At 74.2% G+C, this 22,961-nt stretch carries 26 protein-coding genes; 16 read left to right on the top strand and 10 right to left on the bottom strand.

The window, feature by feature from the left end; all coding sequences use genetic code 11:
* Nucleotides 1-31: 31 nt before the first annotated feature.
* Both DT076_RS12850 and DT076_RS19665 read right to left on the bottom strand, forming a co-directional pair.
* Nucleotides 32-574: a universal stress protein gene (locus DT076_RS12850; protein ID WP_114127067.1), complete on the bottom strand. Its 543-nt coding sequence runs from the start codon at nt 572-574 to the stop codon at nt 32-34.
* A gap of 133 nt (nt 575-707) precedes the next feature.
* A complete protein-coding gene (locus DT076_RS19665; RefSeq protein WP_199539156.1) occupies nt 708-857 on the bottom strand; it encodes a hypothetical protein in 150 nt (49 codons plus the stop codon).
* A 178-nt stretch (nt 858-1,035) separates the two neighbouring features.
* On the opposite strand from DT076_RS19665, the gene DT076_RS12845 reads away from it, so the two are divergent.
* From DT076_RS12845 to DT076_RS12815, 7 genes are all read left to right on the top strand, one after another.
* The gene (locus tag DT076_RS12845; protein ID WP_233493927.1) at nt 1,036-2,079 is read left to right on the top strand and encodes an iron-siderophore ABC transporter substrate-binding protein; all 1,044 of its coding nucleotides are present in this window, start codon (nt 1,036-1,038) and stop codon (nt 2,077-2,079) included.
* Nucleotides 2,076-3,131 (top strand): FecCD family ABC transporter permease, encoded by a 1,056-nt coding sequence (locus tag DT076_RS12840; protein WP_199539155.1) that lies wholly within the window; start codon nt 2,076-2,078, stop codon nt 3,129-3,131. The genes DT076_RS12845 and DT076_RS12840 overlap by 4 nt, the downstream gene beginning before the upstream one ends.
* Nucleotides 3,128-4,237 carry a FecCD family ABC transporter permease gene (locus DT076_RS12835; protein WP_199539154.1) on the top strand — a complete coding sequence of 370 codons (1,110 nt, stop codon included), beginning with the start codon at nt 3,128-3,130 and terminating at the stop codon, nt 4,235-4,237. Before DT076_RS12840 ends, DT076_RS12835 begins: the two co-directional genes overlap by 4 nt.
* Nucleotides 4,234-5,091, top strand: a complete 858-nt coding sequence (locus tag DT076_RS12830; protein WP_407642728.1) for an ABC transporter ATP-binding protein — start codon at nt 4,234-4,236, stop codon at nt 5,089-5,091. The genes DT076_RS12835 and DT076_RS12830 overlap by 4 nt, the downstream gene beginning before the upstream one ends.
* A gap of 66 nt (nt 5,092-5,157) precedes the next feature.
* The gene (locus DT076_RS12825; protein WP_114127063.1) at nt 5,158-5,703 is read left to right on the top strand and encodes a hemerythrin domain-containing protein; all 546 of its coding nucleotides are present in this window, start codon (nt 5,158-5,160) and stop codon (nt 5,701-5,703) included.
* A gap of 50 nt (nt 5,704-5,753) precedes the next feature.
* A complete protein-coding gene (locus tag DT076_RS12820; protein ID WP_114127062.1) occupies nt 5,754-6,686 on the top strand; it encodes a PfkB family carbohydrate kinase in 933 nt (310 codons plus the stop codon).
* A gap of 212 nt (nt 6,687-6,898) precedes the next feature.
* Nucleotides 6,899-7,651, top strand: coding sequence for a sigma-70 family RNA polymerase sigma factor (locus tag DT076_RS12815; protein ID WP_158548130.1), 753 nt, complete (start codon nt 6,899-6,901; stop codon nt 7,649-7,651).
* On the opposite strand, the gene DT076_RS19420 is transcribed toward DT076_RS12815, so the two are convergent.
* On the bottom strand, nt 7,648-8,373 hold the full coding sequence (locus DT076_RS19420; protein ID WP_158548129.1) for a GAF and ANTAR domain-containing protein: 726 nt from the start codon (nt 8,371-8,373) through the stop codon (nt 7,648-7,650). The genes DT076_RS12815 and DT076_RS19420 overlap by 4 nt on opposite strands.
* A gap of 450 nt (nt 8,374-8,823) precedes the next feature.
* On the opposite strand from DT076_RS19420, the gene DT076_RS12805 reads away from it, so the two are divergent.
* The 3 genes from DT076_RS12805 (at nt 8,824) to DT076_RS12795 (ending at nt 11,642) form a co-directional block, all read left to right on the top strand.
* Complete coding sequence (locus DT076_RS12805; RefSeq protein ID WP_114127060.1) at nt 8,824-10,836, top strand: PhoX family protein; 2,013 nt, start codon at nt 8,824-8,826, stop codon at nt 10,834-10,836.
* Nucleotides 10,837-10,971: 135 nt separating this feature from the next.
* On the top strand, nt 10,972-11,316 hold the full coding sequence (locus tag DT076_RS12800; RefSeq protein ID WP_114127059.1) for a DMT family transporter: 345 nt from the start codon (nt 10,972-10,974) through the stop codon (nt 11,314-11,316).
* Nucleotides 11,313-11,642 (top strand): DMT family transporter, encoded by a 330-nt coding sequence (locus tag DT076_RS12795; RefSeq protein ID WP_114127058.1) that lies wholly within the window; start codon nt 11,313-11,315, stop codon nt 11,640-11,642. Before DT076_RS12800 ends, DT076_RS12795 begins: the two co-directional genes overlap by 4 nt.
* A gap of 9 nt (nt 11,643-11,651) precedes the next feature.
* On the opposite strand, the gene DT076_RS12790 is transcribed toward DT076_RS12795, so the two are convergent.
* Nucleotides 11,652-12,248 (bottom strand): rhomboid family intramembrane serine protease, encoded by a 597-nt coding sequence (locus tag DT076_RS12790; protein WP_114127057.1) that lies wholly within the window; start codon nt 12,246-12,248, stop codon nt 11,652-11,654.
* A 69-nt stretch (nt 12,249-12,317) separates the two neighbouring features.
* Between DT076_RS12790 and DT076_RS12785 the strand changes: the two genes are divergently transcribed.
* Entirely contained in the window at nt 12,318-12,989 is a 672-nt protein-coding gene (locus DT076_RS12785; RefSeq protein ID WP_114127056.1) for a DUF1707 SHOCT-like domain-containing protein, read from the top strand.
* Nucleotides 12,990-12,996: 7 nt separating this feature from the next.
* On the opposite strand, the gene DT076_RS12780 is transcribed toward DT076_RS12785, so the two are convergent.
* Nucleotides 12,997-13,476: a SixA phosphatase family protein gene (locus tag DT076_RS12780; RefSeq protein WP_158548128.1), complete on the bottom strand. Its 480-nt coding sequence runs from the start codon at nt 13,474-13,476 to the stop codon at nt 12,997-12,999.
* A 79-nt stretch (nt 13,477-13,555) separates the two neighbouring features.
* Here DT076_RS12780 and DT076_RS12775 point away from each other — a divergent pair, with 79 nt between their 5' ends.
* A complete protein-coding gene (locus tag DT076_RS12775; RefSeq protein WP_114127054.1) occupies nt 13,556-14,542 on the top strand; it encodes an acetylxylan esterase in 987 nt (328 codons plus the stop codon).
* A 103-nt stretch (nt 14,543-14,645) separates the two neighbouring features.
* On the opposite strand, the gene DT076_RS12770 is transcribed toward DT076_RS12775, so the two are convergent.
* The 5 genes from DT076_RS12770 to DT076_RS12750 form a co-directional block, all read right to left on the bottom strand.
* Nucleotides 14,646-16,016, bottom strand: a complete 1,371-nt coding sequence (locus DT076_RS12770; protein WP_114127053.1) for a M14 family zinc carboxypeptidase — start codon at nt 16,014-16,016, stop codon at nt 14,646-14,648.
* A 139-nt stretch (nt 16,017-16,155) separates the two neighbouring features.
* Nucleotides 16,156-17,187: a TRM11 family SAM-dependent methyltransferase gene (locus DT076_RS12765; protein WP_114127052.1), complete on the bottom strand. Its 1,032-nt coding sequence runs from the start codon at nt 17,185-17,187 to the stop codon at nt 16,156-16,158.
* The gene (locus tag DT076_RS12760) at nt 17,184-17,564 is read right to left on the bottom strand and encodes a fluoride efflux transporter FluC (RefSeq protein WP_114127051.1); all 381 of its coding nucleotides are present in this window, start codon (nt 17,562-17,564) and stop codon (nt 17,184-17,186) included. The genes DT076_RS12765 and DT076_RS12760 overlap by 4 nt, the downstream gene beginning before the upstream one ends.
* Nucleotides 17,561-17,965, bottom strand: coding sequence for a CrcB family protein (locus DT076_RS12755; protein ID WP_114127050.1), 405 nt, complete (start codon nt 17,963-17,965; stop codon nt 17,561-17,563). The genes DT076_RS12760 and DT076_RS12755 overlap by 4 nt, the downstream gene beginning before the upstream one ends.
* A 1-nt stretch (nt 17,966) precedes the next feature.
* Complete coding sequence (locus DT076_RS12750) at nt 17,967-18,509, bottom strand: inorganic diphosphatase (RefSeq protein ID WP_325048370.1); 543 nt, start codon at nt 18,507-18,509, stop codon at nt 17,967-17,969.
* 119 nt (nt 18,510-18,628) lie between these two features.
* Here DT076_RS12750 and dacB point away from each other — a divergent pair, with 119 nt between their 5' ends.
* The 4 genes from dacB (at nt 18,629) to hpt (ending at nt 22,863) form a co-directional block, all read left to right on the top strand.
* On the top strand, nt 18,629-20,086 hold the full coding sequence (dacB, locus tag DT076_RS12745) for a D-alanyl-D-alanine carboxypeptidase/D-alanyl-D-alanine endopeptidase (protein ID WP_158548127.1): 1,458 nt from the start codon (nt 18,629-18,631) through the stop codon (nt 20,084-20,086).
* A 72-nt stretch (nt 20,087-20,158) separates the two neighbouring features.
* A complete protein-coding gene (locus DT076_RS12740) occupies nt 20,159-21,193 on the top strand; it encodes a zinc-dependent metalloprotease (RefSeq protein WP_114127138.1) in 1,035 nt (344 codons plus the stop codon).
* A gap of 3 nt (nt 21,194-21,196) precedes the next feature.
* The gene (gene tilS, locus DT076_RS12735) at nt 21,197-22,162 is read left to right on the top strand and encodes a tRNA lysidine(34) synthetase TilS (RefSeq protein ID WP_114127048.1); all 966 of its coding nucleotides are present in this window, start codon (nt 21,197-21,199) and stop codon (nt 22,160-22,162) included.
* A 149-nt stretch (nt 22,163-22,311) separates the two neighbouring features.
* Entirely contained in the window at nt 22,312-22,863 is a 552-nt protein-coding gene (gene hpt, locus DT076_RS12730; RefSeq protein ID WP_114127047.1) for a hypoxanthine phosphoribosyltransferase, read from the top strand.
* The last annotated feature ends 98 nt before the right edge of the window (nt 22,864-22,961 follow it).

Genomic DNA, 22,961 nt, shown 5'->3' with positions numbered 1-22,961 from the left:
CGGCCGCGGTGGACTCCGTGCCCGCGCGGGGTCAGCGCTGCACGGTCGGGACGGCGACGACCGGGACGGTGGAGCGGGACAGGCAGTGGTGGCTGACCGAGCCGGACACGAGCCGGTCGAGACCGGTGTGCTCCCCGGTGCCGATGACGAGCAGATCGGCGCCGGCCGACTCCTCCAGCAGGGTCGTCCCGACGTCGGCGCTGCCGATGACGTCCAACCGCCAGTCGTCCTCCGGGTCGACCGCGTCGAAGGCCCGGGTGACGGACTCCGGTGCCTCGGGAGATCCCTCCGGCTGGTCCTCCGGCACGTCCGCCTCCGGGGTGCCCAGCGCGGCCGTGCGCCCCAGCGCGCCGACGCCCGGTCCGGTCAGACCCGGGTCGGCCAGGGCGGTGTCGGCGGCCACGAGGGTGTCATCCACCGACCAGGTCGTGACGTGCACCGCCCGCAACGGCTGCTGCGTCAGCCGCGCATGGCGAGCCGCCCAGGCCAGCGCCGCCCGCGCGGACTCCGAGCCGTCCAGTGCCACCACCACAGTCCGCCCGCCGCCGTCGCGGGCCATCTCGTCCTCGGTCATACTGCGGTCGCTCCTCCGTCCGGGTCCCGGCGGCCGGGTCCGACCGCCGCCGCCCTCTCTACCTACCCGGTCCAGGAGGACCAGCAGCGCGGGCCACCCCGGCGAGGGGTGGCCGGCGCGGCAGCGAGAGGGGTCAGCGGCGACGCGACTTGATCAGCCGGTCGACGCCCTCCTTGATCTTGCGCTGGTTCTCCGGCTTGCGCAGCTCGCGCTCCGCCACCTGGAAGACCTTCGCGACCACGGCGGTCTTGACCGCGCCCTTGAACAGAGAGCCGATGCCCATGTCGTTTCCCCTCCTGTCGTCGAGTCCTCCCAGTCAAGCAGGCCCGGCCAACGTGGCCGACGGTGGACGCCGTTGCACCCGGGGCTGAGGTGCGCCTAGCCTAAGCAAGCCTTGCCTAACCGGCGGGTCTCGGTCGGCGTCGACCGGCTTCCCAGCGGATCCCTGAAGTGGAGAAATCGTGCGTTCACCTCGCCTTCTCGCCGCCGCCGTGGCGACGGCCGTCCTCGGCCTCGCCGCCTGCGGCACCACCGGCACCGCCGCCCCCGAGCAGGGTGAGGGCTCCGCGTCCGTGCCCGCCGCCGAGCAGGGCTACCCGATCAGCGTGGAGCACGCGCTGGGCACCACCGTGCTGGAGGCCAAGCCCGAGCGGGTCGCCACCGTCAACTGGGCCAACCACGAGGTGCCGCTGGCCCTCGGCGTGGTGCCGGTCGGGATGGCCGCGGCCAACTTCGGCGACGACGACGGCGACGGCGTGCTGCCGTGGGTGGAGGAGAAGCTCACCGAGCTCGGTGCGGAGACCCCGGTGCTGTTCGACGAGACCGACGGGGTCGACTTCGAGGCGGTGGCCGACACCCAGCCCGACGTCATCCTGGCCGGCTACTCCGGGCTGACCCAGCAGGACTACGACACCCTCAGCGAGATCGCCCCGGTGGTCGCCTACCCCGAGGCCGCCTGGGCCACCAGCTGGCGCGACACCATCCTCGTCAACAGCGCCGGGATGGGCATGGCGAGTGAGGGCGAACAGCTGGTGGCCGACCTCGAGGCCGAGATCGACGCCGTCGCCGCCGACCGCCCGCAGCTGTCCGGGAAGCGGACGATGTTCCTCACCCACCTCGACCCGAACGACCTCAGCGAAGTGAGCTTCTACAGCGCCAAGGACACCCGGGCCGCCTTCTTCGAGGACCTGGGGATGGCGACGCCGCCCAGCATCGCCGAGCTCTCGGCGCAGAGCGACAGCTTCTCGGGCTCGGTGAGCGCCGAGCAGATCGACCGGTTCTCCGACGTCGACATCATCGTCACCTACGCCGACGACCTGGTCGTGGAGGAGCTGCGGGCCGACCCCCTGCTGGCCCAGATGCCGGCGATCGCCAACGACGCCATCGTGGCCCTGCCGAACACCGACCCGCTCGGCACCGCCGCCAACCCGACGCCGCTGGCGATCTCCTGGGTGCTGGAGGACTACGCCGACCTGCTCGCCGAGGCCGCCGACAAGTCCCAGTGACCTCCACCGCCACCCGCACGGCACCCGCTCCCGCCGCGGACGTCGACCCCGTTCGACGCCCGCGGCGGCGGCGTGCGCTGTGGGCGCTGGCGGTGGTGGTCGTCCTGGCCGGGCTCGTGCTGCTGTCGGTGGCCGTCGGGTCGCGGGTGGTCGGCCTCTCCGACGTCCTCGCCGGGCTGCAGGGCTCGACCGCGACGATCGGCGAGGCGGCGGTGGCCCAGCGCGTGCCCCGCACCCTGCTCGCGGTGGCCGTCGGCGGCGCGCTCGGCCTGTCGGGGGCGGTGATGCAGGGCGTCACCCGCAACCCGCTGGCCGACCCGGGCATCCTCGGCGTCAACACCGGCGCCTCGCTGGCCGTCGTGACGGCCGTGGCCACGGTGGGGCTGAGCACCGCGACCGGCTACATCTGGGCCGCCATCGCCGGCGCGGCGGTGACCGCGGTGTTCGTCTACGCCGTCGGCTCGCTGGGCCGGGGTGGGGCGACCCCGCTCAAGCTGGCCCTGGCCGGGGCCGCCACCTCGGCGGCGCTGTCCTCCTTCATCACCGCGGTGGTGCTGCCCCGCAACGACATCGCCGGCGGGCTGCGGTCCTGGCAGATCGGCGGGGTCGGCGGGGCGTCCTACGAGAGCACCGCCCAGGTGCTGCCGTTCCTGCTCTGCGGGTTCGTCATCAGCCTGCTCTCCGCGCGCCGGCTCAACTCCCTCGCTCTCGGCGACGACGTCGCGGCCGGGCTGGGGGAGCGGGTGGCGGTGGCGCGGGCGGTCGCCGCGCTGGGGGCTGTGCTGCTCTGCGGTGCCGCCACCGCCGTGGCTGGACCGATCGGCTTCGTCGGGCTGGTCGTGCCCCACCTGTGCCGGCTGCTGGTCGGCCCCGACCACCGCTGGCTGCTGCCGTTCTCCACCCTGACCGGGGCCTGCCTGCTGCTGGCGGCCGACGTGCTCGGCCGGGTGGTGGCCCGTCCCACCGAGGTCGACGTCGGCATCATCACCGCGCTGGTCGGCGCGCCCTTCTTCATCGCCATCGTCCGCCGTCGCACGGTGCGTGCGCTGTGACCGGGCCCGGTGCCGGCACCGCCCCGGCCGCGCTGCCGACCCGGGCGGAGGAACCGGACGGCTACGGTGCCGTGCCCCTCGAGACGGTCGCCGCCGTCGCCCGCGGCCGGGTCCGCCGGACCGTCCGCCGCCGGGTGGTGCTGGTCGTGCTCGCCCTGCTGGTGCTGGCCGTGTTCGCCACCAGCCTGGTGGTCGGACGCACCGTCTACCCACCGCTCGACGTGCTGCGGGTGGTGCTGGGCGAGGACGTCCAGGGCGCCAGCTTCACCGTCGGGCGGCTGCGGCTGCCCCGGGCGGTGCTCGCGGTGGTGGTCGGGCTCAGCTTCGGCCTGGGCGGCGTGACCTTCCAGACCATGCTGCGCAACCCGCTGGCCAGCCCGGACGTCATCGGCATCAGCTCCGGCGCCAGCGCGGCGGCCGCCTTCGCCATCGTGGTGCTCGGGCTCAGCGGGCCGAGCGTCTCGCTGGTGGCCATCGTCGCCGCGCTCGCCGTGGCGCTGCTGGTCTACGGGCTGGCCTTCCGCGGCGGGGTGGCCGGCACCCGGCTGATCCTCGTCGGCATCGGCATCGCCGCGATGCTGGAGAGCGTCACCGCCTACGTGCTCTCCCGCGCCGCGGAGTGGGACCTGCAGGAGGCCGTCCGCTGGCTGGCCGGCAGCCTCAACGGCACCGACTGGTCGGAGGTGCTGCCCGCCACCGCCGCGCTGGTCGTGTGCGGAGCGGTGCTGCTCAGCCGCACCCGGGCGCTGGGGGCGCTGCAGCTCGGCGACGACACCGCGGCCGCGCTCGGGGTGCGGGTCGAGCCCACCCGGATCCTGCTCATCGTCGCCGCCGTCGGGCTGATCGCCTTCGCCACCGCCGCGGCCGGACCGATCGCCTTCGTCGCCTTCCTCGCCGGCCCGATCGCGGCCCGGGTGGTCGGCACCAACGGCTCGCTGCTGCTGCCCGCCGGGCTGGTCGGTGCGCTGCTGGTGCTGGTGGCCGACCTCTGCGGGCAGTTCCTGCTCGGCACCCGCTACCCCGTCGGCGTCGTCACCGGGGTGCTCGGCGCGCCCTACCTCATCTACCTGATCGTCCGGACCAACCGCGCGGGAGGATCGTTGTGAGTCACCCACACGTCGTGCACGGCGGCCCCGCGGGCCCCGCCGCCGACCACACCCTCGAGGTGCTGGAGCTGACCGTCGGCTACGGCGAGCGGACCGTCATCTCCGGGCTCGACCTCGTCGTCCCGCCGGGACGGATCACCGCCATCGTCGGCCCCAACGCCTGCGGCAAGTCGACCCTGCTGCGGTCGATGTCGCGACTGCTCGGCCCGCGTGCCGGCCGGGTGCTGCTGGACGGCCGGGCGATCCACAAGATGCCGGCCAAGGAGGTGGCCCGCACCCTCGGGCTGCTGCCGCAGTCGCCGGTGGCCCCGGAGGGGATCACCGTCGCCGACCTCGTCGGGCGCGGCCGGCACCCGCACCAGGGGGTGCTCTCGCGCTGGTCGCGTGCCGACGACGTCGCGGTGGCCGAGGCGCTGCTGGCCACCGACACCACCGCGCTGGCCGAGCGTCCGGTCGACGAGCTCTCCGGCGGTCAGCGCCAGCGGGTCTGGATCGCGATGGCGCTGGCGCAGCAGACCGACCTGCTGCTGCTCGACGAGCCGACCACCTTCCTCGACGTCAGCCACCAGGTCGAGGTGCTGGACCTGCTCACCGACCTCAACCACGCCCGCGGCACCACGGTCGTCATGGTGCTGCACGACCTCAACCTGGCCGCCCGCTACGCCGACCACCTGATCGCGCTCACCGAGGGCCGGCTGCACGCCGCCGGGTCGCCGGCCGAGGTGCTCACCGAGGACGCGGTCCGCACGGTCTTCGGCCTGGAGAGCCGGGTCATCACCGACCCCACCTGCGGCAAACCGCTGATGCTGCCGATCGGGCGCCACCACAACGCCCCCGCCGTCCGGACCGCCTGAGAGCACCGGGAGCACCTCCCGTGCCCCGCCGCCGGACCGGTCGGCGCGACCGGGCATGCTGGCCCCATGGCTACTCCCATCGACCTCGGCCGCCCGGTCTCCGGTGACGTCGTCGAGCTGATCCTCAACGACCACCGCCTCTTCGAGACCCTGCTGCGCGACCTGCGTGACGCCTCCTCCGACCGCGACGCCGTCCGGCGCGCCTTCGCCCAGCTGCACGTGGCGCACGCCCTGGCCGAGGAGGAGCACGTCTACCCGCGGCTGCGGCGGCGCGAGGCGATCGGCGAGCACGAGGCCGAGCACGGCGAGGAGGAGCACGCCGAGGGCAACGAGGCGCTGCTGGCGGTGCTGGAGCTGGAGGCCACCGAGGGCGAGGAGTTCGACGACGCGGTCGAGGAGCTGGCCACGACGATCAACCACCACCTCACCGAGGAGGAGCTGACCATCCTCAACCCCGCCCGCGAGGAGGTCTCCGAGCGCGAGCGCAACGAGCTCGGGCAGACCTTCGCGACCGCCCGCAACCAGCTGATCGAGGACGGCTGCGGCAGCCTCGAGCACGTCCGCCAGCTGGTGGCCGACGCCCGGGAGCGGGGAGTGCTGGAGAGCAGCTGACCCCGCCGCACCGGCTGTTTCGCGGCCGGTCCAGTGGGAACCGCCGAGGCATGAGCACCGCGGTACTGGGTCAGATCGCCCGTGATCTGGTCCTGCTGACCGAAGCCGTGCCCGGCCCGGGCGGGACGGTCGACGTGCACCGTCGGCTGGAGCTGCTGGGCGGCAAGGGCGCGAACATCGCCGTCACCCTGGCCCAGCTCGGCGCCCGCCCGGCCCTGGTCGGGGTGGTCGGCGACGACGAGACCGGGGCCCGGCTGGTGCAGCGCTGCGTCGAGGACGGCATCGACGTCCGCGGGGTGCGCCGTCGGCGCGGCACCGAGTCGGCGCTGATGGTCGACGTGGTCACCGACGACGGGCAGCACCGCTACCTCGAGCACGTCCCGTCCGCGACCCTGCTCACCGGGGACGACCTGGACCCGCTCGGCGGCCTGGTCGAGGAGTGCGACAGCGCCGTCCTGCAGCTGCAGCAGCCGGCTGCGGCGGTGCGCTGCGCCCTGGGCATGCTGCGCGCGCGGGGGGCGCTGGTGGTGCTCGACGGCGTGCTCGAGGACGAGAGCCACCGCGAGCCGGTCGTGGCCGGGGCAGACGTGGTGCGGATGGACGCCCGGGAGGCCGAGCTGTGGGCCGGCCGGCGCATCCGCGACCCCGAGGACGCCGCCCGGGTGGCCGCGGACGTGCTCCGGCTCGGGCCCGGGCTGGTGGTGCTCGCCGTCGGCGACCAGGGCGATGTCGTGGTGACCCCGCAGGACCGGTTGCTGCTGCCCCAGGTCGACACCCCGGTGGTCGACACCACCGGTGCCGGGGACGCCTTCGTCGGCACCCTGACCTGGGCGCTCACCTCCGGCCGCGACCCGGTCGAGGCGGCCCGCCGGGGGTGCGCGGCCGCCGCCCTGACGGTGGGACGTCCGGGTGGGCGCCCGGCGCTCAGCCCCGGCGCGGTGGAGGAGCTGGCGGCCACGATCACCCCCTCGCCGCTGGGCTGAGGGCCACTCCCGGACGGCCGGCGCCGCGCCCGTCCGGCCGCCCCGCCTTGTGCCCTGCGCCCGGACGTGTGAGAGTGGAGGTGGCCAAGAAGCGCGCCGACCAACGCAGTGCGATGGAAGGACTTCTGATGGTCAGCAGTGCGTCCGTACCCCTTTCGACGGGGCCCGTGGCCCCCCTCCAGCCCCCCTCGACCGACCGCGACCCCTCGGCCGTGGCCGAGGAGACCACCCGGCTCTTCCAGCTGATCGGGACCGGCGAGCTCGACCGGGACGAGCTCATCGAGCAGGTCGTGGTGCTCAACCTCCCGCTCGCCGACTCCCTCGCCCGCCGCTTCCGGCACCGGGGCGAGGAGGACGACGACCTCACCCAGGTGGCCCGCTCCGGGCTCACCGAGGCCGCCCACCGCTACCAGCCCGACCGCGGGCCGTTCGCCAGCTTCGCGGTGCCGACCATCCTCGGCGTCCTCAAGCGGCACTTCCGCGACAAGGGCTGGACGGTCCGACCGCCCCGCCACCAGCAGGAGGTGGCGATGTCGATGCGCCAGGCCTGGCCCGAGCTCACCCAGGAGCTGCACGCCGAGCCCACCGACGTCCAGCTCGCCGAGTACATCGGCGAGACCGAGGAGGACGTCCGCGCCGCCCGGCTCGCCGAGCACGGCTACCGGCCGGTGGCCCTCGACATCAGCCCCACCGAGGGGCTGCACGCCGAGTCCGACGACGAGCCGCAGGTGCTGGCCGCCGAGGCCCGGCTGCTGGTCGAGGAGGCCATGCACCACCTCGACGAGGACGAGCAGCGACTGCTCCGGATGCGCTTCTACCAGGGGCGCACCCAGAGCGACATCGCCGGTGAGCTCGGCGTCAGCCAGATGCAGGTGTCCCGTCTGCTCAGCCGGGTGATGACCAAGCTGCGCGGCGTGATCGGACCGCTGGAGGCGCCGTCGGGCGACGACGGCGCGCTCAACTAGCCGCGGGCCGGACCCGGGTCGCGGCCCGGGTCCGGACGCTCCGCCGGCAGCCGGCGGGTGCGGACCAGCTCCTGGGCGATCAGCGCGAGCTTGCAGTTCATCTGCTGTGAGGTCCGCCGCAGGTACTCGAAGGCCTGCTCGGCGCTGATCCCCAGCCGCTCCATCAGGATGCCCTGGGCCTGGCCGATGGTGGTCCGGCTGACCATCGCCTCGCCGCGCTGGTCGATCTCGCGGCCCGATGCCAGGGACAGGGCGATCTGCGTCGCGAGCGCGAGCGCCAGCTCGATGTCGTCGCCGTCGAAGCCGTCGACGCGGTCGCCGTAGAGGTTGAGCGCGCCGTAGGCGTCGTGCTGGTCGTAGATCAGCACCGACAGCATGCTGCGGGTGCCGAGCTCGGCCGCCGCCCGCGGGCTCCACGCCGGCCACCGGGTCTCGGAGGTGAGGTCCTGGCTGAGCACCGTCTTCTGGTCACGGACCGCCTGCAGGCACGGGCCCTGCCCGGTCTCGTACTGCAGCGCGTCACCGCGGACCACGACCTCGTCGGTGGCCGCGCCGGTGAACACCCTCCCGTCGCGGACCACCGTCACCCCGGCGTGGTCGCAGCCCTCGATCAGCTCGACGGCGAGGCGGACGCCGGCGCGTACCCGTTCGGACTCGTCCAGCCGGCCGTGCAGCTCGCGTGCCGCGCGGGCCAGACCGCGCAGATCAGCCCTCCGTTTCACCGGCGGGCTCCGCGGCGGAGGGGACGTGACGAGGTGGTCGGGGCGGCGGGGCCGCGTCCGGGGCCCGGCAGCAGCGGGTCGTGCTGGCGGGCAGAAGTGGTGGCGGGGATCACCCGTGGCTACTCCTGTGGTGGCCGGCCGCGAAGGGCCGATTCTTGACCCGGGTGGCCTGGACGCCGACGGCGTCGCCGGGCTGGATTGTAGTCGGCCGGGCCACCGTCCAGCCCCGCGGCGACGGTTCGCCCGGCGCGGCGTGTCGGCGACGTGCGCCGGGAGGAAATCCGTGCGCCGGACGTGACGAAATAACGACCACCCCAGAGGTTGCGGGCTCGGTTCGACCTGTGTCACCGGCTGTTCATCTTCCGCTCGTTGGCTGGTCCGCGTCCGAACGCCTGCCCTCGGCCATCCGTCGGGGGCTGATCCGAGGAGATCCTTGTGCAGCTTCTTCCCATGGCTGGGCAGACGCACGGCAACCGCAGCGCCGTGACCTGCCACCTGAAGTGTGACTCGGCGTGCGCCGCGCCGGTGCCGAACCAGAGCACCGAGCCGTCGTTCCGCGACATCGCCGCCACCGCGCTGAGCCGCCGCTCCGTGCTGCTCGGAGGCACCGCCGTCGCCGCGGCCGCCGCCGTCCCGCTGAGCTTCGCCGGGCCGGTCCCCGCCGCGGCCGAGGGCAGGGGCAAGGCCAAGGGCCGCGCCGGGAAGGCGACCGCCAGCGCGCTGGCCTTCACGCCGATCGGCCCCGTCGACGCCGCCGAGGACGCCTTCGTCGTCCCGCAGGAGTACGAGTGGTCGACCATCCTGCGCTGGGGCGACCCGCTCTTCGACGACTCCCCGGCGTTCGACCCGGAGAACCCGAGCGCGGAGGCCCAGGAGAAGCAGTTCGGCTACAACAACGACTACCTCGACATCCTCGTGGACAACGAGGCTGGCACCCACGCGCTGCTGTGCTGCAACCACGAGTACACCAACCGGGGCATCATGTTCCCGCCGGACGCCGACGAGGAGGAGGTCCTCCGGACGCTGATGGCCGCGCACGGCTTCGCCGTCGTCGAGCTCGAGCGGCGTCGCGCCGGCCGGCCCTGGCGCTACATCCAGGGCGCGCCCAAGAACCGCCGGATCACCGCGAACACCCCCTTCGAGCTGACCGGTGCGGCCGCCGGCTCGGAGTGGATGAAGACCGCCGACGACCCCGAGGGCCGCACCGTCCTCGGCACCCTCGGCAACTGCGCCGGTGGCACCACCCCGTGGGGCACGATCCTGTCGGGTGAGGAGAACTTCAACGGCTACTTCAAGGCCGACCCGCAGGCCCGGGGCAACGCCCGCTACGGCCTGAACGACCGTGACTCGGTGTACGGTTTCGAGAAGATCGACCCGCGCTTCGACGCGACCGACGAGGACTACCGCAACGAGCCGTACCGCTTCGGCTACATCGTCGAGATCGACCCCAGCGACCCCACGTCGACCCCGCGCAAGCACACGGCGATGGGCCGCTTCAAGCACGAGGGCGCCAACGTCCGGGTGGACGAGGACGGCACCGTGGCGGCCTACATGGGCGACGACGAGCGCTTCGACTACCTCTACAAGTTCGTCTCCAGCCGCAAGTTCATGGCGGGCGACTCGGCCGAGGCCAAGGCGAACAACATGCTGCTGCTGACCGAGGGCGACCTCTACGTCGCCCGCTTCAGCGGCCGGCAGCGTCCCGACAACGCCAACCTGGGCCGTGGCATGTGGGTGCCGCTGATCAAGAACGGTCGCTCCCGGGTGCCGCAGATGAGCGTCGAGGAGGTGCTGGTCTTCACCCGTGAGGCCGCCGACAAGATGCGCGCCACCCCGATGGACCGCTGCGAGGACGTCGAGCCCAGCCTGAAGACCGGCAAGGTCTACGTCGCCTGCACCAACAACACCAACCGCGGCACCGGCAGCAACCCCGACGCCGACGCCGCCAACCCCCGGAACCAGAACAAGGAGGGCCACGTCATCGAGCTGACCGAGAGCGGCAACAAGGCCGGGGCCACCTCCTTCGACTGGAACATCCTGCTGGTGTGCGGCATGCCCGACCAGGCCGGCACCTACTTCGCCGGCTGGGACGGCCCGGTGGCGCCGATCTCCTGCCCCGACAACGTGGCCTTCGACTCCGAGGGCACGCTGTGGATCTCCACCGACGGCCAGCCGGGCACCATCGGCCTGGCCGACGCCCTGCACCGGGTGCCGCTGGAGGGCGAGGAGCGCGGCCACGTCACCCAGTTCCTGGCGGTGCCCCGCGACGCCGAGACCTGCGGTCCGGTGATCCACGACCAGGACGGCAGCGTCTTCGTCGCCGTCCAGCACCCGGGCGAGGACGGGTCGTGGGAGCAGCAGAACTCCTTCTTCCCCGACTACGTGCCGGCCCAGCAGCGCCCCCGCCGTGGCGAGTGGCGCGGTCCGCGTCCGTCGGTGGTGCAGGTCACCAAGATCCGCTGAGGACCAGCTCGACCGCCGAGGGGCGGGTGGGGACCCCGGGTCTCCACCCGCCCCTCGGCGTCTTCGCCGGGCTGCGCATCGCGGTGCTCGGCTAGCCTCGCCCCGGCTGCGGGCGGACGACGGAGGGCACGGCGGATGCGGGTGTGGGGTGCGTTGGGAGCGGCGATCGTCAGCGAGGTGGCGGCGGCGCTCGCGCTGAAGGCGGCCCTGGACCAGCCGGCCTGGTACGCGCTCGTCGTCGCCGGTTACCTCTCCGCCTTCACCCTGCTGACGGTGTGCCTACGCCTGGGCCTGCCGATCGGCGTCGCCTACGGCGTCTGGGGTGCCGGCGGTGTCACGCTGACCGCGCTGCTCTCGGCCGTCCTGTTCGCCGAGGCGCTGACCGCGCAGATGGGGCTGGGGATGGCGCTGATCGTGGCCGGGGTGCTCACGGTCGAGCTGGGCGCGCAGCGGGCCCGGCGGGAGGAGACGTCGCGGTGAGCTGGCTCTTCCTCGCGGTGGCGATCCTGCTCGAGGTCGGCGCGACGATGTCGCTGCGGGCGTCGGAGGGTCTGCGGAAGCGGTGGTGGGCCGTCCCGGTGGTGCTCGGCTACGTGCTCGCCTTCGGCTGCCTCAGCCTCGCCCTGCAGCACGGGATGCCCCTCGGCATCGCCTACGGCATCTGGACCGCGACCGGGGTGGCGCTGACCGCCGTGCTGGCCCGGGTCGTCTTCGACGAGCCGCTGACGCCCACGATGGCGGTGGGCATCGTGCTCATCGCCGCGGGGGTGCTGGTGGTCGAGCTCGGCTCGGGTGCCGCCGGCTGAGCCGGTCGGCTAGACGCGGGGGAGCGGCCGGCGCTCGCGACGGGAGAGCAGGTAGGCCAGCAGCACCCCGGCCAGCGCGCCGAAGAGGTGGCCCTCCCAGCTGATCCCCGACCCGGTGGGCAGCACGCCCCAGACGATCCCGCCGTAGGCGAGGGCGACGAACAGCGAGACGGCGATCGCCAGCGCCCGCCGGACGAAGATGCCCCAGGCGAAGAGGAACGCGGCGTAGCCGTAGACCAGCAGGCTCGCCCCGAGGTGGACCGTGCCCTCGCCACCGACCAGCCAGACCGCCAGCCCGGCCACCACGGTGATGCCCACGGTGGCAGCCCAGAAGCGCCCGGTGATGAGGGCCGTCAGCACGCCGAGCACCACGAAGGCGGTGGTGTTGGCGACCAGGTGGCCCAGACCGGCGTGCAGCAGCGGTGCGGCGAGGACGCCGATGAGCCCCTCGGTCTCGCGCGGCTGGATGCCGAACTGGTCGAGGAAGCCGCCGAGCAGGGTGTCGACCAGCTCGCTCAGCCACATCAGCACGGTGAGCACCAGCGGTGGGGCAGCGGGCGCGACCAGCGAGCCGATCCGGCTGGGCGGTGCCACGGTCGAGGACATGCGTCGAGTGTAGGAGCGGGCGGGAACGGCGCCCGGCGGAGGAGGCCCCGACGCGGCTACGCTACGGCCATGTCGGAGCGGAGACCGGAGCTGCGGATCGGGGACCGCGAGCGTGACGCGGTCGCCTCGGCGCTGCAGGACGCCATGGCCGAGGGCCGGCTCACCATGGAGGAGATGCAGGAGCGGCTGGATGCCGCGCTGCAGGCCCGCACCTACGCCGACCTGGACGCCCTGGTCGCCGACCTCCCGATCGACCCGCCGTCCGCGGCGCTGACCAGCCCGCGGCCCAGCGACCCGCGGCTGCTCAGGGCGCCCGGCTCCTCGGTGGAGGACCGCCTGGTGCTGGACGCCGGCTGGTCCAGCGTCACCCGTGAGGGCCGCTGGGAGATCCCGCCGTTCGTGCGGATCAACGGTGCCGTCGGCTCGGTGCGGCTGGACTGCCTGCAGGCGACCACCCGCAGCGACATCATCGACATCGAGGTCATCGGCAACGCCGGCAGCATCACCATCGTCGTCCCGCAGGACTGGTCGGCCAACCTCGACCGGCTGAGCGCGGGCTGGGGCTCGGCGAAGAGCAAGGTCGCCGCGCAGCCCTCCCGCGGAGCGCCGCTGCTGGTGCTGCACGGCGCCATGGGGTGGGGCTCGCTGGTGGTCCGGCACGCCAACTGGTTCGACCGCCGCCGACTGCGCAAGCAGGGCATCCTGCTCGATCCGCCGCGGCGTCCCGAGCTCGGCCGCTAGCGTGTCCTCAGGGCAGGCGCACCTCGGTGCGCACCGCCCGGGTGAGGCCCGACCAGGGGCTGTCGAAGGTCAGCGTGACGAAGGTGGCGGGCGGGAAGCGGCGGCTCAGCAGCTCCTGCTCGGCGGTGCCGGGGGTGACCAGCTCCCAGGCGGCGTCCTGCATCGCGGGGTTGTGCCCGACGACCAGCAGCGAGCCGGTGGCCGGGTCACAGCCGGCGAGCATCTCCAGCAGCCCGTCCGCGTGGGTGCGGTAGAGCGCCGGGCCCAGCTGCGGCTCGACGTCGAGGTCGAGGGCGCTGCAGGTCTGCCGGGCTCGGGTGGCCGAGGAGCACCACACCTCGTCGGGGCGGACGCCGGACGTGCGCAGGTGCTCGCCCAGCGCCCGGGCCTCCTGCCAGCCCTGCTCGGTGAGCCGGCGGTCGGCGTCCGGGCGTCCGGGCAGGGCGTCCTCGGTGGTCGCGTGGCGCAGCAGGCAGAGCGTCTTCACCGTCGCGACGCTACCGGCCGGCACCTCCCGGCGGGAGGCGGTGCAGACACCGGAGCGGCGGCATGGCATCTTTCCTCTCGTGCCTCGCTCCGACCTGCCCCTCGACCAGCTCCCCGGCTATCGCTGCACCACCCCCGAACCGGACGACCTCGACGCCTTCTGGGACGCCACGCTCGCCGAGAACGGCCACCCGTTGGACGTCCGGATGCAGCGGGTCGAGACCGGGCTGTCGCTGGTGGACGTGCACGACCTGACCTTCGCCGGCTACGGCGGGGCACCGATCCGCGCCTGGTACACGGTGCCGGCCGGCGCCACCGGGCCGCTGCCGACGGTGGTCACGTTCCACGGCTTCTCCGGAGGCCGGGGGCTGCCGCACCAGGTCGACCCGTGGCCGCTGGCCGGCTGGGCGCACCTCAGCATGGACACCCGCGGGCAGGGCTGGAACAACGGTGGCACCGAGGCGACACCCGACCCCGACCTCGGCGGCGGTACCGCGGCCGGCTCCGGGCTGATGGTCGCCGGCGTGGACGATCCCCGCACCTACTACTACCGCCGGGTCTACGTGGACGCCGTCCGCGCGCTGCAGGCCGCCGCCACCCTCGAGCACGTCGACGCCGACCGGATCATCGCCACCGGCGGTAGCCAGGGTGGCGGGCTGACCATCGCCGCCGCGGCGCTCGCGGCCAAGGTCGGTCTGCCGCTGCGTGGCGCGATGCCCGACGTGCCGTTCCTGTGCGACTTCCGCCGCAGCGTCGACCTCGCCTCGCGCGGGCCGTACCCGCAGATCGAGACCTTCCTGAAGGGCTGGCGCGGACGCACCGCCCAGGTCTTCGGCACCCTCGACTACTTCGACGGTGTCCACCTCGCCCGACGGGCCGCCTGCCCGGCGCTGTTCTCGGTGGCCGTGCTGGACGACATCTGCCCGCCCTCGACCGTGTTCGCCGCCTACGCCGAGTGGCCGGCGGAGAAGCAGATCGAGGTGTACGACTTCAACGGCCACGAGGGCGGGATGGGCTACCAGTCCCGGCGGCAGCTCGCCTGGGCCGCCGAGCGCTTCGCCGCCTGACCCACCCTCCCGCCGCCGCCCCTCCCTCCGGCGGTTCGAGGTGATACCGCAGCACCGACGCCGCGGTATCACCTCGAACCAGCTGAGAAGGGTGCGGCGGGGGTCAGCAGGTGGCCAGCGGGGTGGCCTCGGTGAGGCGGTACTGCGAGCGCTCGTCGAGCAGCAGCGGGATCAGGCCGCGGGTCGGCTGGGCCAGCTCGACCACCCGGTCGCCGTCCTCGGTGCGGGTGACCTCGATCCCGTGCCGGGCCAGGGTGCGTCCGAGGCTGCGCACCTGGTCGTCGTCGAGCTGGTAGCCGCACATCGGCTCGGGCTCGACCAGGTCGGGGTCGGTCGGGATCATGTCGTCCTGGCCGCCGAAGTAGAGGACGCCGGACTGCTCGGCGCCCGCGGTGGTCTGGCGCTCGGCGGCGGCTGCGGTGGCTGCGGCCACCCGCTGCGGGTCCTGCTGCACCAGCTCCAGCGAGCCCAGCGCGCTGAGGTAGTTGACCTCCACCCGGCGGCGGTTGAGCAGCGACTCGTCGGCCTCCTCGGCCTCGTCCAGCGGCTCGTTGGCGGTCTCGCTCAGCATCCCGACGACGTTGACCAGCCCGGCGTAGTTGCGCAGGATCCGGCCCTGGTCGTCACCGGCGACCTGCAGGAACGGCTCGCCGTCCTTGACCAGCTGGCCGTACACGCCGGCGGTGTAGCCCTCCGCGGTGACCCGCCCGGCCGCGTGCTCGGCGCTCATCTCCTGGGCCAGGTCGCGCAGCTCGTCGTCGACGTTGCGGTTGCGCGGCCACAGGTGCAGCAGGTCGGTCTCGTAGTACTCCCGCGGCCCGTACTCGTGCAGGTCGTTGAGGATGTCGGGCTCCCACTCCCGGATGACGTCGACCACCGCCCGGGCCTCGGGCGTCTCCAGGGCCAGGTAGTCGCGGTTGACGTCGACGTCCTGGGCGTTCTGCCGGGTGTCGGCCACCCAGCCGTCGGGGTTGGCGTTGATGAACAGCACCGTGGTGCCCTCGAGGAAGTCGGCGACCGCGGCGTCGGTGCTGAGCGCGAGGTCGCGGGCCAGCGCCATGCAGGACTCCCGTCCCGACGGCTCGTCGCCGTGCACCGAGCAGACGAAGAACGCCACCGAGCCCTCGGCGGCCTCCTGCTGCGACTTCGGGCCGGGTTCGCCGACGGCGACCAGCTGCAGCGGACGCCGCTCCACGCTGCGTCCGATGGTGCGGACCGAGACCCGCTGGCTGGCCGTGGTCAGCTCGCGGTAGAAGGCGACGGACTCCTCGAAGGTGGTCCACTCGCTGCCGCCCGCCTCCTCGAACGGGGTGGGCAGCTCCTCGGCGGCCGGCGCCAGCGCCCGGCCGAGGTCGCCCCCGGTGGTCACCGGCTCGGCCGAGGCCGAGCTGCCGGCGACCAGGCCGGAGCAGGTGAGGGTCAGGGCGACGGCGCCGCCGACCAGCAGGCGGGCACGGGACGGGCGTTCGGGCATCGGGGCTCCTCGGGGTGCGACCCCGAGACCTCCGGGTGGTGCCAGCAGCGGTGCTGGGCGAGGACGGGGTCGTCCCAGCAGACGCCCGCCGGGCACCGCTTGTCAACGCCTCCCGCCTCTCCCGGCCGGGACGGTGCGCTCAGACCTTGCGGGCCACCATCAGATCGCGCTGGATCGAGGCGTCGACGCGGTGGGCGAGCTGCAGCCACGGCCCGCCGTCGAACGGCTCCAGCCCGGTCGCCGACAGCACCTCCGCGAGCTCCTCCCGGGTCATCCCGAGGGTGTTCCAGGAGATGCCGAGCGCGCCGCCGTCCTTGAGCTGCCCGGCCCAGACCGGCACCGCCTCCCGCAGCAACCCGGCCGCCGAGCGGTCCCGGCGTCCGCTGACCCCGCGGACGTCGCTCTGGCTGCCGTGCACCACGCCGTAGGGCGCGTCGGTGACCACCGCGTCGAACGTCCGGCGCCCGTACAGCTCGGCCGACTGCCGGGTGTCGCCGCTGAAGGCGGTCAGCCGCAGCGCCGGGCCCTCCGCCGGGCGCACCTCGACGTCGAGGCGTCGGCCCAGGCTCTTGCCGTCGCGGCGGACCGGGCTGACGTCGGCGGTGTGCTTGAGCCGCTTGCGGCGCAGCCAGGTCTTGAGGAAGGCCGCCATCTGCTCCAGCGCCTTGACGTCGGCCTCCACCCCGGCCGCGTGGTGGCCGGCCAGCCAGGCCGTGGTCAGCGTGGTGCCGCGGCCGCAGAGCGGGTCGAGCACCGTCAGCGGGCCCTCGGTGCGGGTGCGCACCTGGGCCAGGGTGAGGTTGAGCAGCAGCCGGGTGAACAGCTCGTTGGTCTTGCCCTGGTACTTGGGGATCGTCACCAGGTCGTCGTCGAGCACCGCGGTGGCGGGCACCTCGACCGGGCGCAGCAGCGGGTCGTCGGCCGTCCCGGCGCGCTCGAAGGTGGCCAGGTGGGTCGAGTGCCCGGCCAGCACCCGCAGCGCGTCGGCGTCCAGTGCCGGGACGTCGAAGCCGAGGTAGTCGACGCCGGCCAGGGTGACGGGCCGGACGTCGGTGAAGGGCCCGCAGAGCTCGAGCTCCGCGGCGGCCAGCGGCGCCGCGCCGGCGGTGTAGACCCGGTTGGCCGACGGCGCGACCAGCATCAGGTGGGTGTGCTCCTGCGGTCCGGTCATGGCGTCAGACTCTCCTGCAGCCAGGTGCCCAGCAGCAAGCCGAGCGCGGCCGCGAGCAGTCCGGCGCCGAGGCTGAGCAGGGCGTAGCCGGCGGCGGTGCGGTGCCGCCGGTGCTCCAGCAGCACCACCAGGTCGAGGCTGAACGTCGACCAGGTGGTCAGCGCCCCGCAGAACCCGGCGCCGGCCAGCGCGAGCACGGGCGACCCCGCCGGCAGCGCCGTCGTCGCCAGCCCCAGCGCCAGCGAGCCGGCGACGTTGGCGACCAGCACCCCGCGCGGGAACCCGTCGCAGGGACGCAGCACCGTGGTCAGCCAGCCGCGCAGCGCCCCGCCGGCGAACCCGCCGAGGGCCACCGCGAGCAGCGTCCAGACCGTCACCGCCGCGCCTCCGCCGGGACGTCCCCGTGGGGGTGCAGCCGGCGGGCGAGGACCAGCCCGGCCCAGGCGGCCAGCGCGCCGAGCAGCGTCATCGCTCCCAGCTGGGCCACTGCGGCGACCGGCCCGGTCGAGCCGACCGTCAGCACCAGCACGGCGGAGAAGGTGGTGAACCCGCCGAGCAGCCCGGGGCCGAGCAGCGGTGCGAGCCAGCGCGCGGACCGGCGTCCGGCCAGCAGGCCGGTGAGCAGACCGAGCAGCGCCGCCCCGGCGAGGTTCAGCGTCCACAGCGCCGCCCACCCGCCGCCGGCCGCGGTGTCGAGGAGGAACCGCAGGACGGCCCCGACCGCGCTCCCGGCCGCGACCAGCAGCACGTGCGTGCCGGCAGACGGCGGGGTGGTCACCTCAGTGGAGGTTGACGTTCTTCTTCTCGAAGACGGTGCCCCTGGCGCGCTCCAGGCTGGCCCGGATCTCGGCCTCGGCCTCCTCGCGGCCCACCCAGGTGGCGCCCTCGACGGACTTGCCCGGCTCGAGGTCCTTGTAGACGGTGAAGAAGTGCTCGATCTCCCTGACCATCATCACGGGGACGTCGGAGATGTCGTGCCAGTGGTCGCGGCGGGGGTCGGCCAGCGGCACGCAGACCACCTTGTCGTCACCCCCGGCCTCGTCGGTCATCCGGAACATGCCGATCGCCCGGCACTCGATCAGGCAGCCGGGGAAGGTGGGCTCGGGCACCAGCACCAGGGCGTCCAGCGGGTCGCTGTCCTGGCCGAGGGTCTGCTCGATGAAGCCGTAGTCCGAGGGGTACTGGGTCGAGGTGAACAGGGTCCGGTCGAGCCGGATGCGGCCGGTCTCGTGGTCCATCTCGTACTTGTTCTTGCCGCCCTTGGGGATCTCGACGGTGACGTCGAAGACGATGCCGACCGGAGGACGGGAATCGCGTCCCAGCTGACGATCCGGCTCGGCATACTCTTCAGTCACTGTGACTCCCCTGTGCGTCGACGAGAACCAGTCCAGTGGCGCCACTGGTTCGTGGACGCAGACTCTAGCGTGAGGACGACCTGCTCTTGACCGCGGAGACGCCTTCCTCCGACGATCCGCCGCGTGACGGCGACCACACCGCCCGGCGGCTGAGCACCGGTTCTCGCGGGGTGCTCACCGGGCTGGTGGCGCTCGTCGTGGTGCTCGCGGTCACGGTCGGCGCGGCCACGCTGTGGGGTCGCTCGGCGCTGTACGCCACCGGCCTGCTGGTCGACGGCGGGCAGCCCACCGTCGACCCGTCCGCGCTGGACCCCGAGCCGACCCCGGTGGCGGTCGAGCCGACGCTGCTCCCGGCGCCGGAGGAGGGGACGCCGGTGGACGCCGCAGCGCTGGCCGAGGCGCTGCGCCGCGTCCCGCGCACCGACGTGGGCGGCCAGCTCGACCTGCAGGTCGACGACGTGGCCACCGGCAGCACCCTCCACCGCGAGGGCGCGCAGCCGGGCATCCCGGCGTCCACGCTGAAGCTGCTGACCGGGGCGGCGGCGCTGCACCTGCTCGGGCCCGACCACCGCTTCACCACCGCGGTGCAGCGCCGCGGCGCGGAGTGGGTGCTGGTCGGCGGCGGCGACCCGCTGCTCACCCTGGTGCGGGAGCAGGGCTACCCCGAGCGGGCCAGCCTGCAGCGGCTGGCCGAGCTGACCCGCGACGCCGTCGAGGAGGCCGGCCTCGACGCCATCACCCTGACGGTGGACGCCGACCTGTTCGAGGGGCCGGACTGGAGCCCGACCTGGCCGGAGAACTACCGCGACCAGGTCACCCCGGTGGTGGCCCTGGTGCACGACCAGGGGCAGCTGCGCGGGACCAGTCCGGGCCCCCGCGAGCCCGACCCGGTGACGGCCGCGGCGGACCGGTTCGCCGGGCTGCTGGAGGAGGCCGGGGTGTCGGTGCAGCGGGGCGGCACCGCCGCCGACGGCGAGGGGGAGACGGTGGCCGAGGTCAGCTCGCCGCCGGTCTCGGTGCTGGTGGAGCAGATGCTGCAGCACAGCGACAACGACATCGCCGAGATCCTGCTCCGCCAGGCGGCGGTCGCGGCCGGGGAGCCGGCCACCTTCGAGGGCGGCGCGACCGCGGTCGCCGGGGCGCTGGCCGACCTCGGTGTGCCCACCGACGGCGTGGTCACCCGCGACGGGTCGGGGCTGTCGCGGGAGAACCGGTTGGGCGCGCCCACCCTGTCGGTGCTGCTGCGGCTGGCGCTCTCCGACGACCACCCCGGGCTGCGGCCCCTGGTCACCGGGCTGCCGCTGGCCGGCGGCACCGGCAGCCTCACCTCCCGTTACGCCGACGCCGGGTCGGAGGCGGGGCTGGGGCAGGTGCACGGCAAGACCGGCACGCTGCGCGGCACCCACAGCCTGGCCGGCTACACCCGCACCGCCGACGGGCGGCTGCTGGTGTTCGCCTTCCTCGTCAACGACGCCGCCAACGACTACGCCGCCCGGGTCTGGCTCGACCGCGCCTCCGCCGCCGTCGCCGCCTGCGGCTGCTGAGCAGACGCCTGCCGTTCTGGCGGAGGCACCGGCAGGACGCGACCCGATCCCCGGCGCCGTAGAGTGCCGGTCATGACCGGAGAGGGACCCGGCGGCCGGCTGCCGCAGCTGGATGCCGCCCTCGCCAGCCGGACCGGGGCGCGGCTGGTCCGGCCAGGGCCGCGGGTCTCCCCGGCCGAGGCCGCGCAGGTGGTGGACGCGTTGCGCGGTCACGCGCGGGCCGCGGAGGACCACATCCGCGAGACCACCCGGCTGGAGGCCCCGGGTGCCGGTCCGACCCTGGTGGTCGACCGGGGCCGCTGGATCGAGGCCAACGCCGCCACCTACAGCCGCGTCCTCGCCGACCTCGACGGCGACACCCGGTCGCGGCCGGTGCAGTCCGCCGCCACCAGCGTCCAGCTCGGCGCCCTGCTGGCCGTCCTGGCCCAGCGGGTGCTCGGCCAGTTCGACCCGTTCGACGCCGACGGCCGGCTGCTGCTGGTCGCCCCCAACGTGGTGCACGTGGAGCGCGAGCTGCGGGTGCCGCCGGAGGACTTCCGGCTCTGGGTCTGCCTGCACGAGGAGACCCACCGGGTGCAGTTCGGCCACGCCCCGTGGCTGGCCGAGCACCTGCGCGGGATCGCCGGCCGGCTGCTGCGCAGCGCCGACCTGGGCGGCGCCGAGACGCTGGCCCGGCTCGCCGGCCAGGTCGGCCGCCGCCGCGGACGCCGGTCGGGGTCGGCGGCCGAGGGCTCGCTCGCGGTGCTGCTGGCCACCCCGGAGCAGCGCGAGCTGGTCGACCAGGTGACCGCGGTGATGTCGCTGCTGGAGGGGCACGCCGACGTGATGATGGACCGGGTGGGCCCGGCGGTGGTGCCGAGCGTGCGCCAGATCCGGGCCCGCTTCAGCGGCCGGCGGTCGCGCCGCGGCTTCGACCTGGTGGTGCGCCGGCTGCTCGGCCTGGAGGCCAAGCTCGCCCAGTACCGCGACGGCGCCGCCTTCGTCCGCCACGTCGTCCGACGCCGTGGCGTGGACGGCTTCAACACCGTCTTCACCGGACCGGAGACGCTGCCCACGCTCGCCGAGATCCACCAGCCGGCCCGCTGGGTGCAGCGGGTGGGGGTCTGAGCGGTGGCCCGCCGGGCTCTCGGGCCGGCCGCCCTGGAGGTGGCCGGTGCGGTGGTCCGCGCGCTCGGACGCCACGGCGCCGACCGGACCGACCCCGGACGTCCGCGGCCGGTGGTGGTCGGCTGCTCCGGCGGTGCGGACTCCCTCGCGCTGGTGGCCGGGGTGGCCGAGGCCGTCCGCCGGCGGGAGCGGCCCGCCCGTGTGCTCGTCGTCGACCACCAGCTGCAGGACGGCTCGGCCGAGGTGGCCGAGCAGGCGCTGGCGCAGTGCCGCCGGCTCGGGGTCGACGGCCGGGTCACCCGGGTGGACGTCGACGGCGCCGGGGGACCGGAGGCCGCGGCCCGCACCGCCCGCCACCGCGCGCTGCTCGCCGACGCCGCCGCCGACGGGGCGCTGGTGCTGCTCGGCCACACCCTCGACGACCAGGCCGAGCAGGTGCTGCTCGGCCTGGCCCGCGGCTCGGGCTCACGCAGCCTGGGCGGGATGGCCGAGCTCCGGGAGCCGCTGCTGCGCCCGCTGCTCGGCGTGCGCCGCGCCACCACCGAGGCCGCCTGCGCCGAGCTCGGTCTGCCGCCCTGGGTCGACCCGACCAACACCGACCCGTCCCGGGCCCGCGCCCGGGTGCGCCACCGGGTGCTCCCGCTGCTGGAGCGCGAGCTCGGGCCCGGCGTCGCCGAGGCGCTGGGCCGCACGGCCGACCTGCTGCGGGCTGATGCCGACGTGCTCGACGAGCTCGCCGCCGAGGTCGACCCCGGCACCACCCCCGACTGCACCGTCCTGGCCGCCCTCGCCCCCGCGGTCCGCCACCGGGTGCTGCGCCGCTGGCTCGTCGCCCACGGCTCGACCCAGCCGAGCCGCCAGCACGTCCTCGCCGTCGACGCCCTCCTCACCGACTGGCACGGCCAGGGTCCCGTCGACGTCCCCGGCCTCGCCGTCCGCCGCTCCGACGGCCACCTCTTCGCCCGCTGAGCCGCGAACGGAACGTCCAAGGGGTCTCGGCGCCGTCAGAACCCCTCGAGCGTTCCGCTCACGAGTTCCCCGACCCGACCCCGGGACAGACCACCCGGCCACAGAACACCAGTTCGTCGCACGCCACCCCCGTGTGGTTGGGTTGGCGCGTGGACGCAGCGGACATCTCCTCCGACCTGACGACGGTGCTCTACACCGAGGAGCAGGTGCACCAGCGGCTGGCTGAGCTCGCCACCCAGATCGACGAGGACTACGCCGGTCGCGACATCCTGCTCGTGGGCGTGCTCACCGGCGCGGTGATGGTGATGGCCGACCTGTCCCGCGCCCTGCGCAGCCACTGCGAGATGGACTGGATGGCCATCTCCTCCTACGGCTCGGGCACCCAGTCCTCCGGCGTGGTGCGGATCCTCAAGGACCTCAACACCGACATCGCCGGCCGCCACGTCCTCGTCGTGGAGGACATCATCGACACCGGTCTGACGCTGTCGTACCTGGTCTCCAACCTGCGGTCCCGCGAGCCCGCGAGCCTGGAGATCATGACGATGTTCCGCAAGCCGGAGGCGCAGTCGAACCAGGTCGAGGTCAAGTACGTCGGCTTCGACATCCCCAACGAGTTCGTCGTCGGCTACGGCCTGGACTACGACGGGCGCTACCGGAACCTCACCAGCGTGGGGACGCTCGCCCCGCACGTCTACAGCTGATCATCGCCCGTGCGGGCGGGTAGGACGCGGGTGCTGGTTCTCCCGGCCGGGTAGGGTGCGTGTGCTCCGTCGACGGCGGGGCACCCCGTCACGAGGCA

Source organism: Desertihabitans brevis, from assembly GCF_003327535.1.
Taxonomy (GTDB): Bacteria; Actinomycetota; Actinomycetes; order Propionibacteriales; family Propionibacteriaceae; genus Desertihabitans; species Desertihabitans brevis.
Note: the sequence above shows the minus strand (reverse complement) of the source record. Positions and strands in the feature narration are given on the sequence as shown.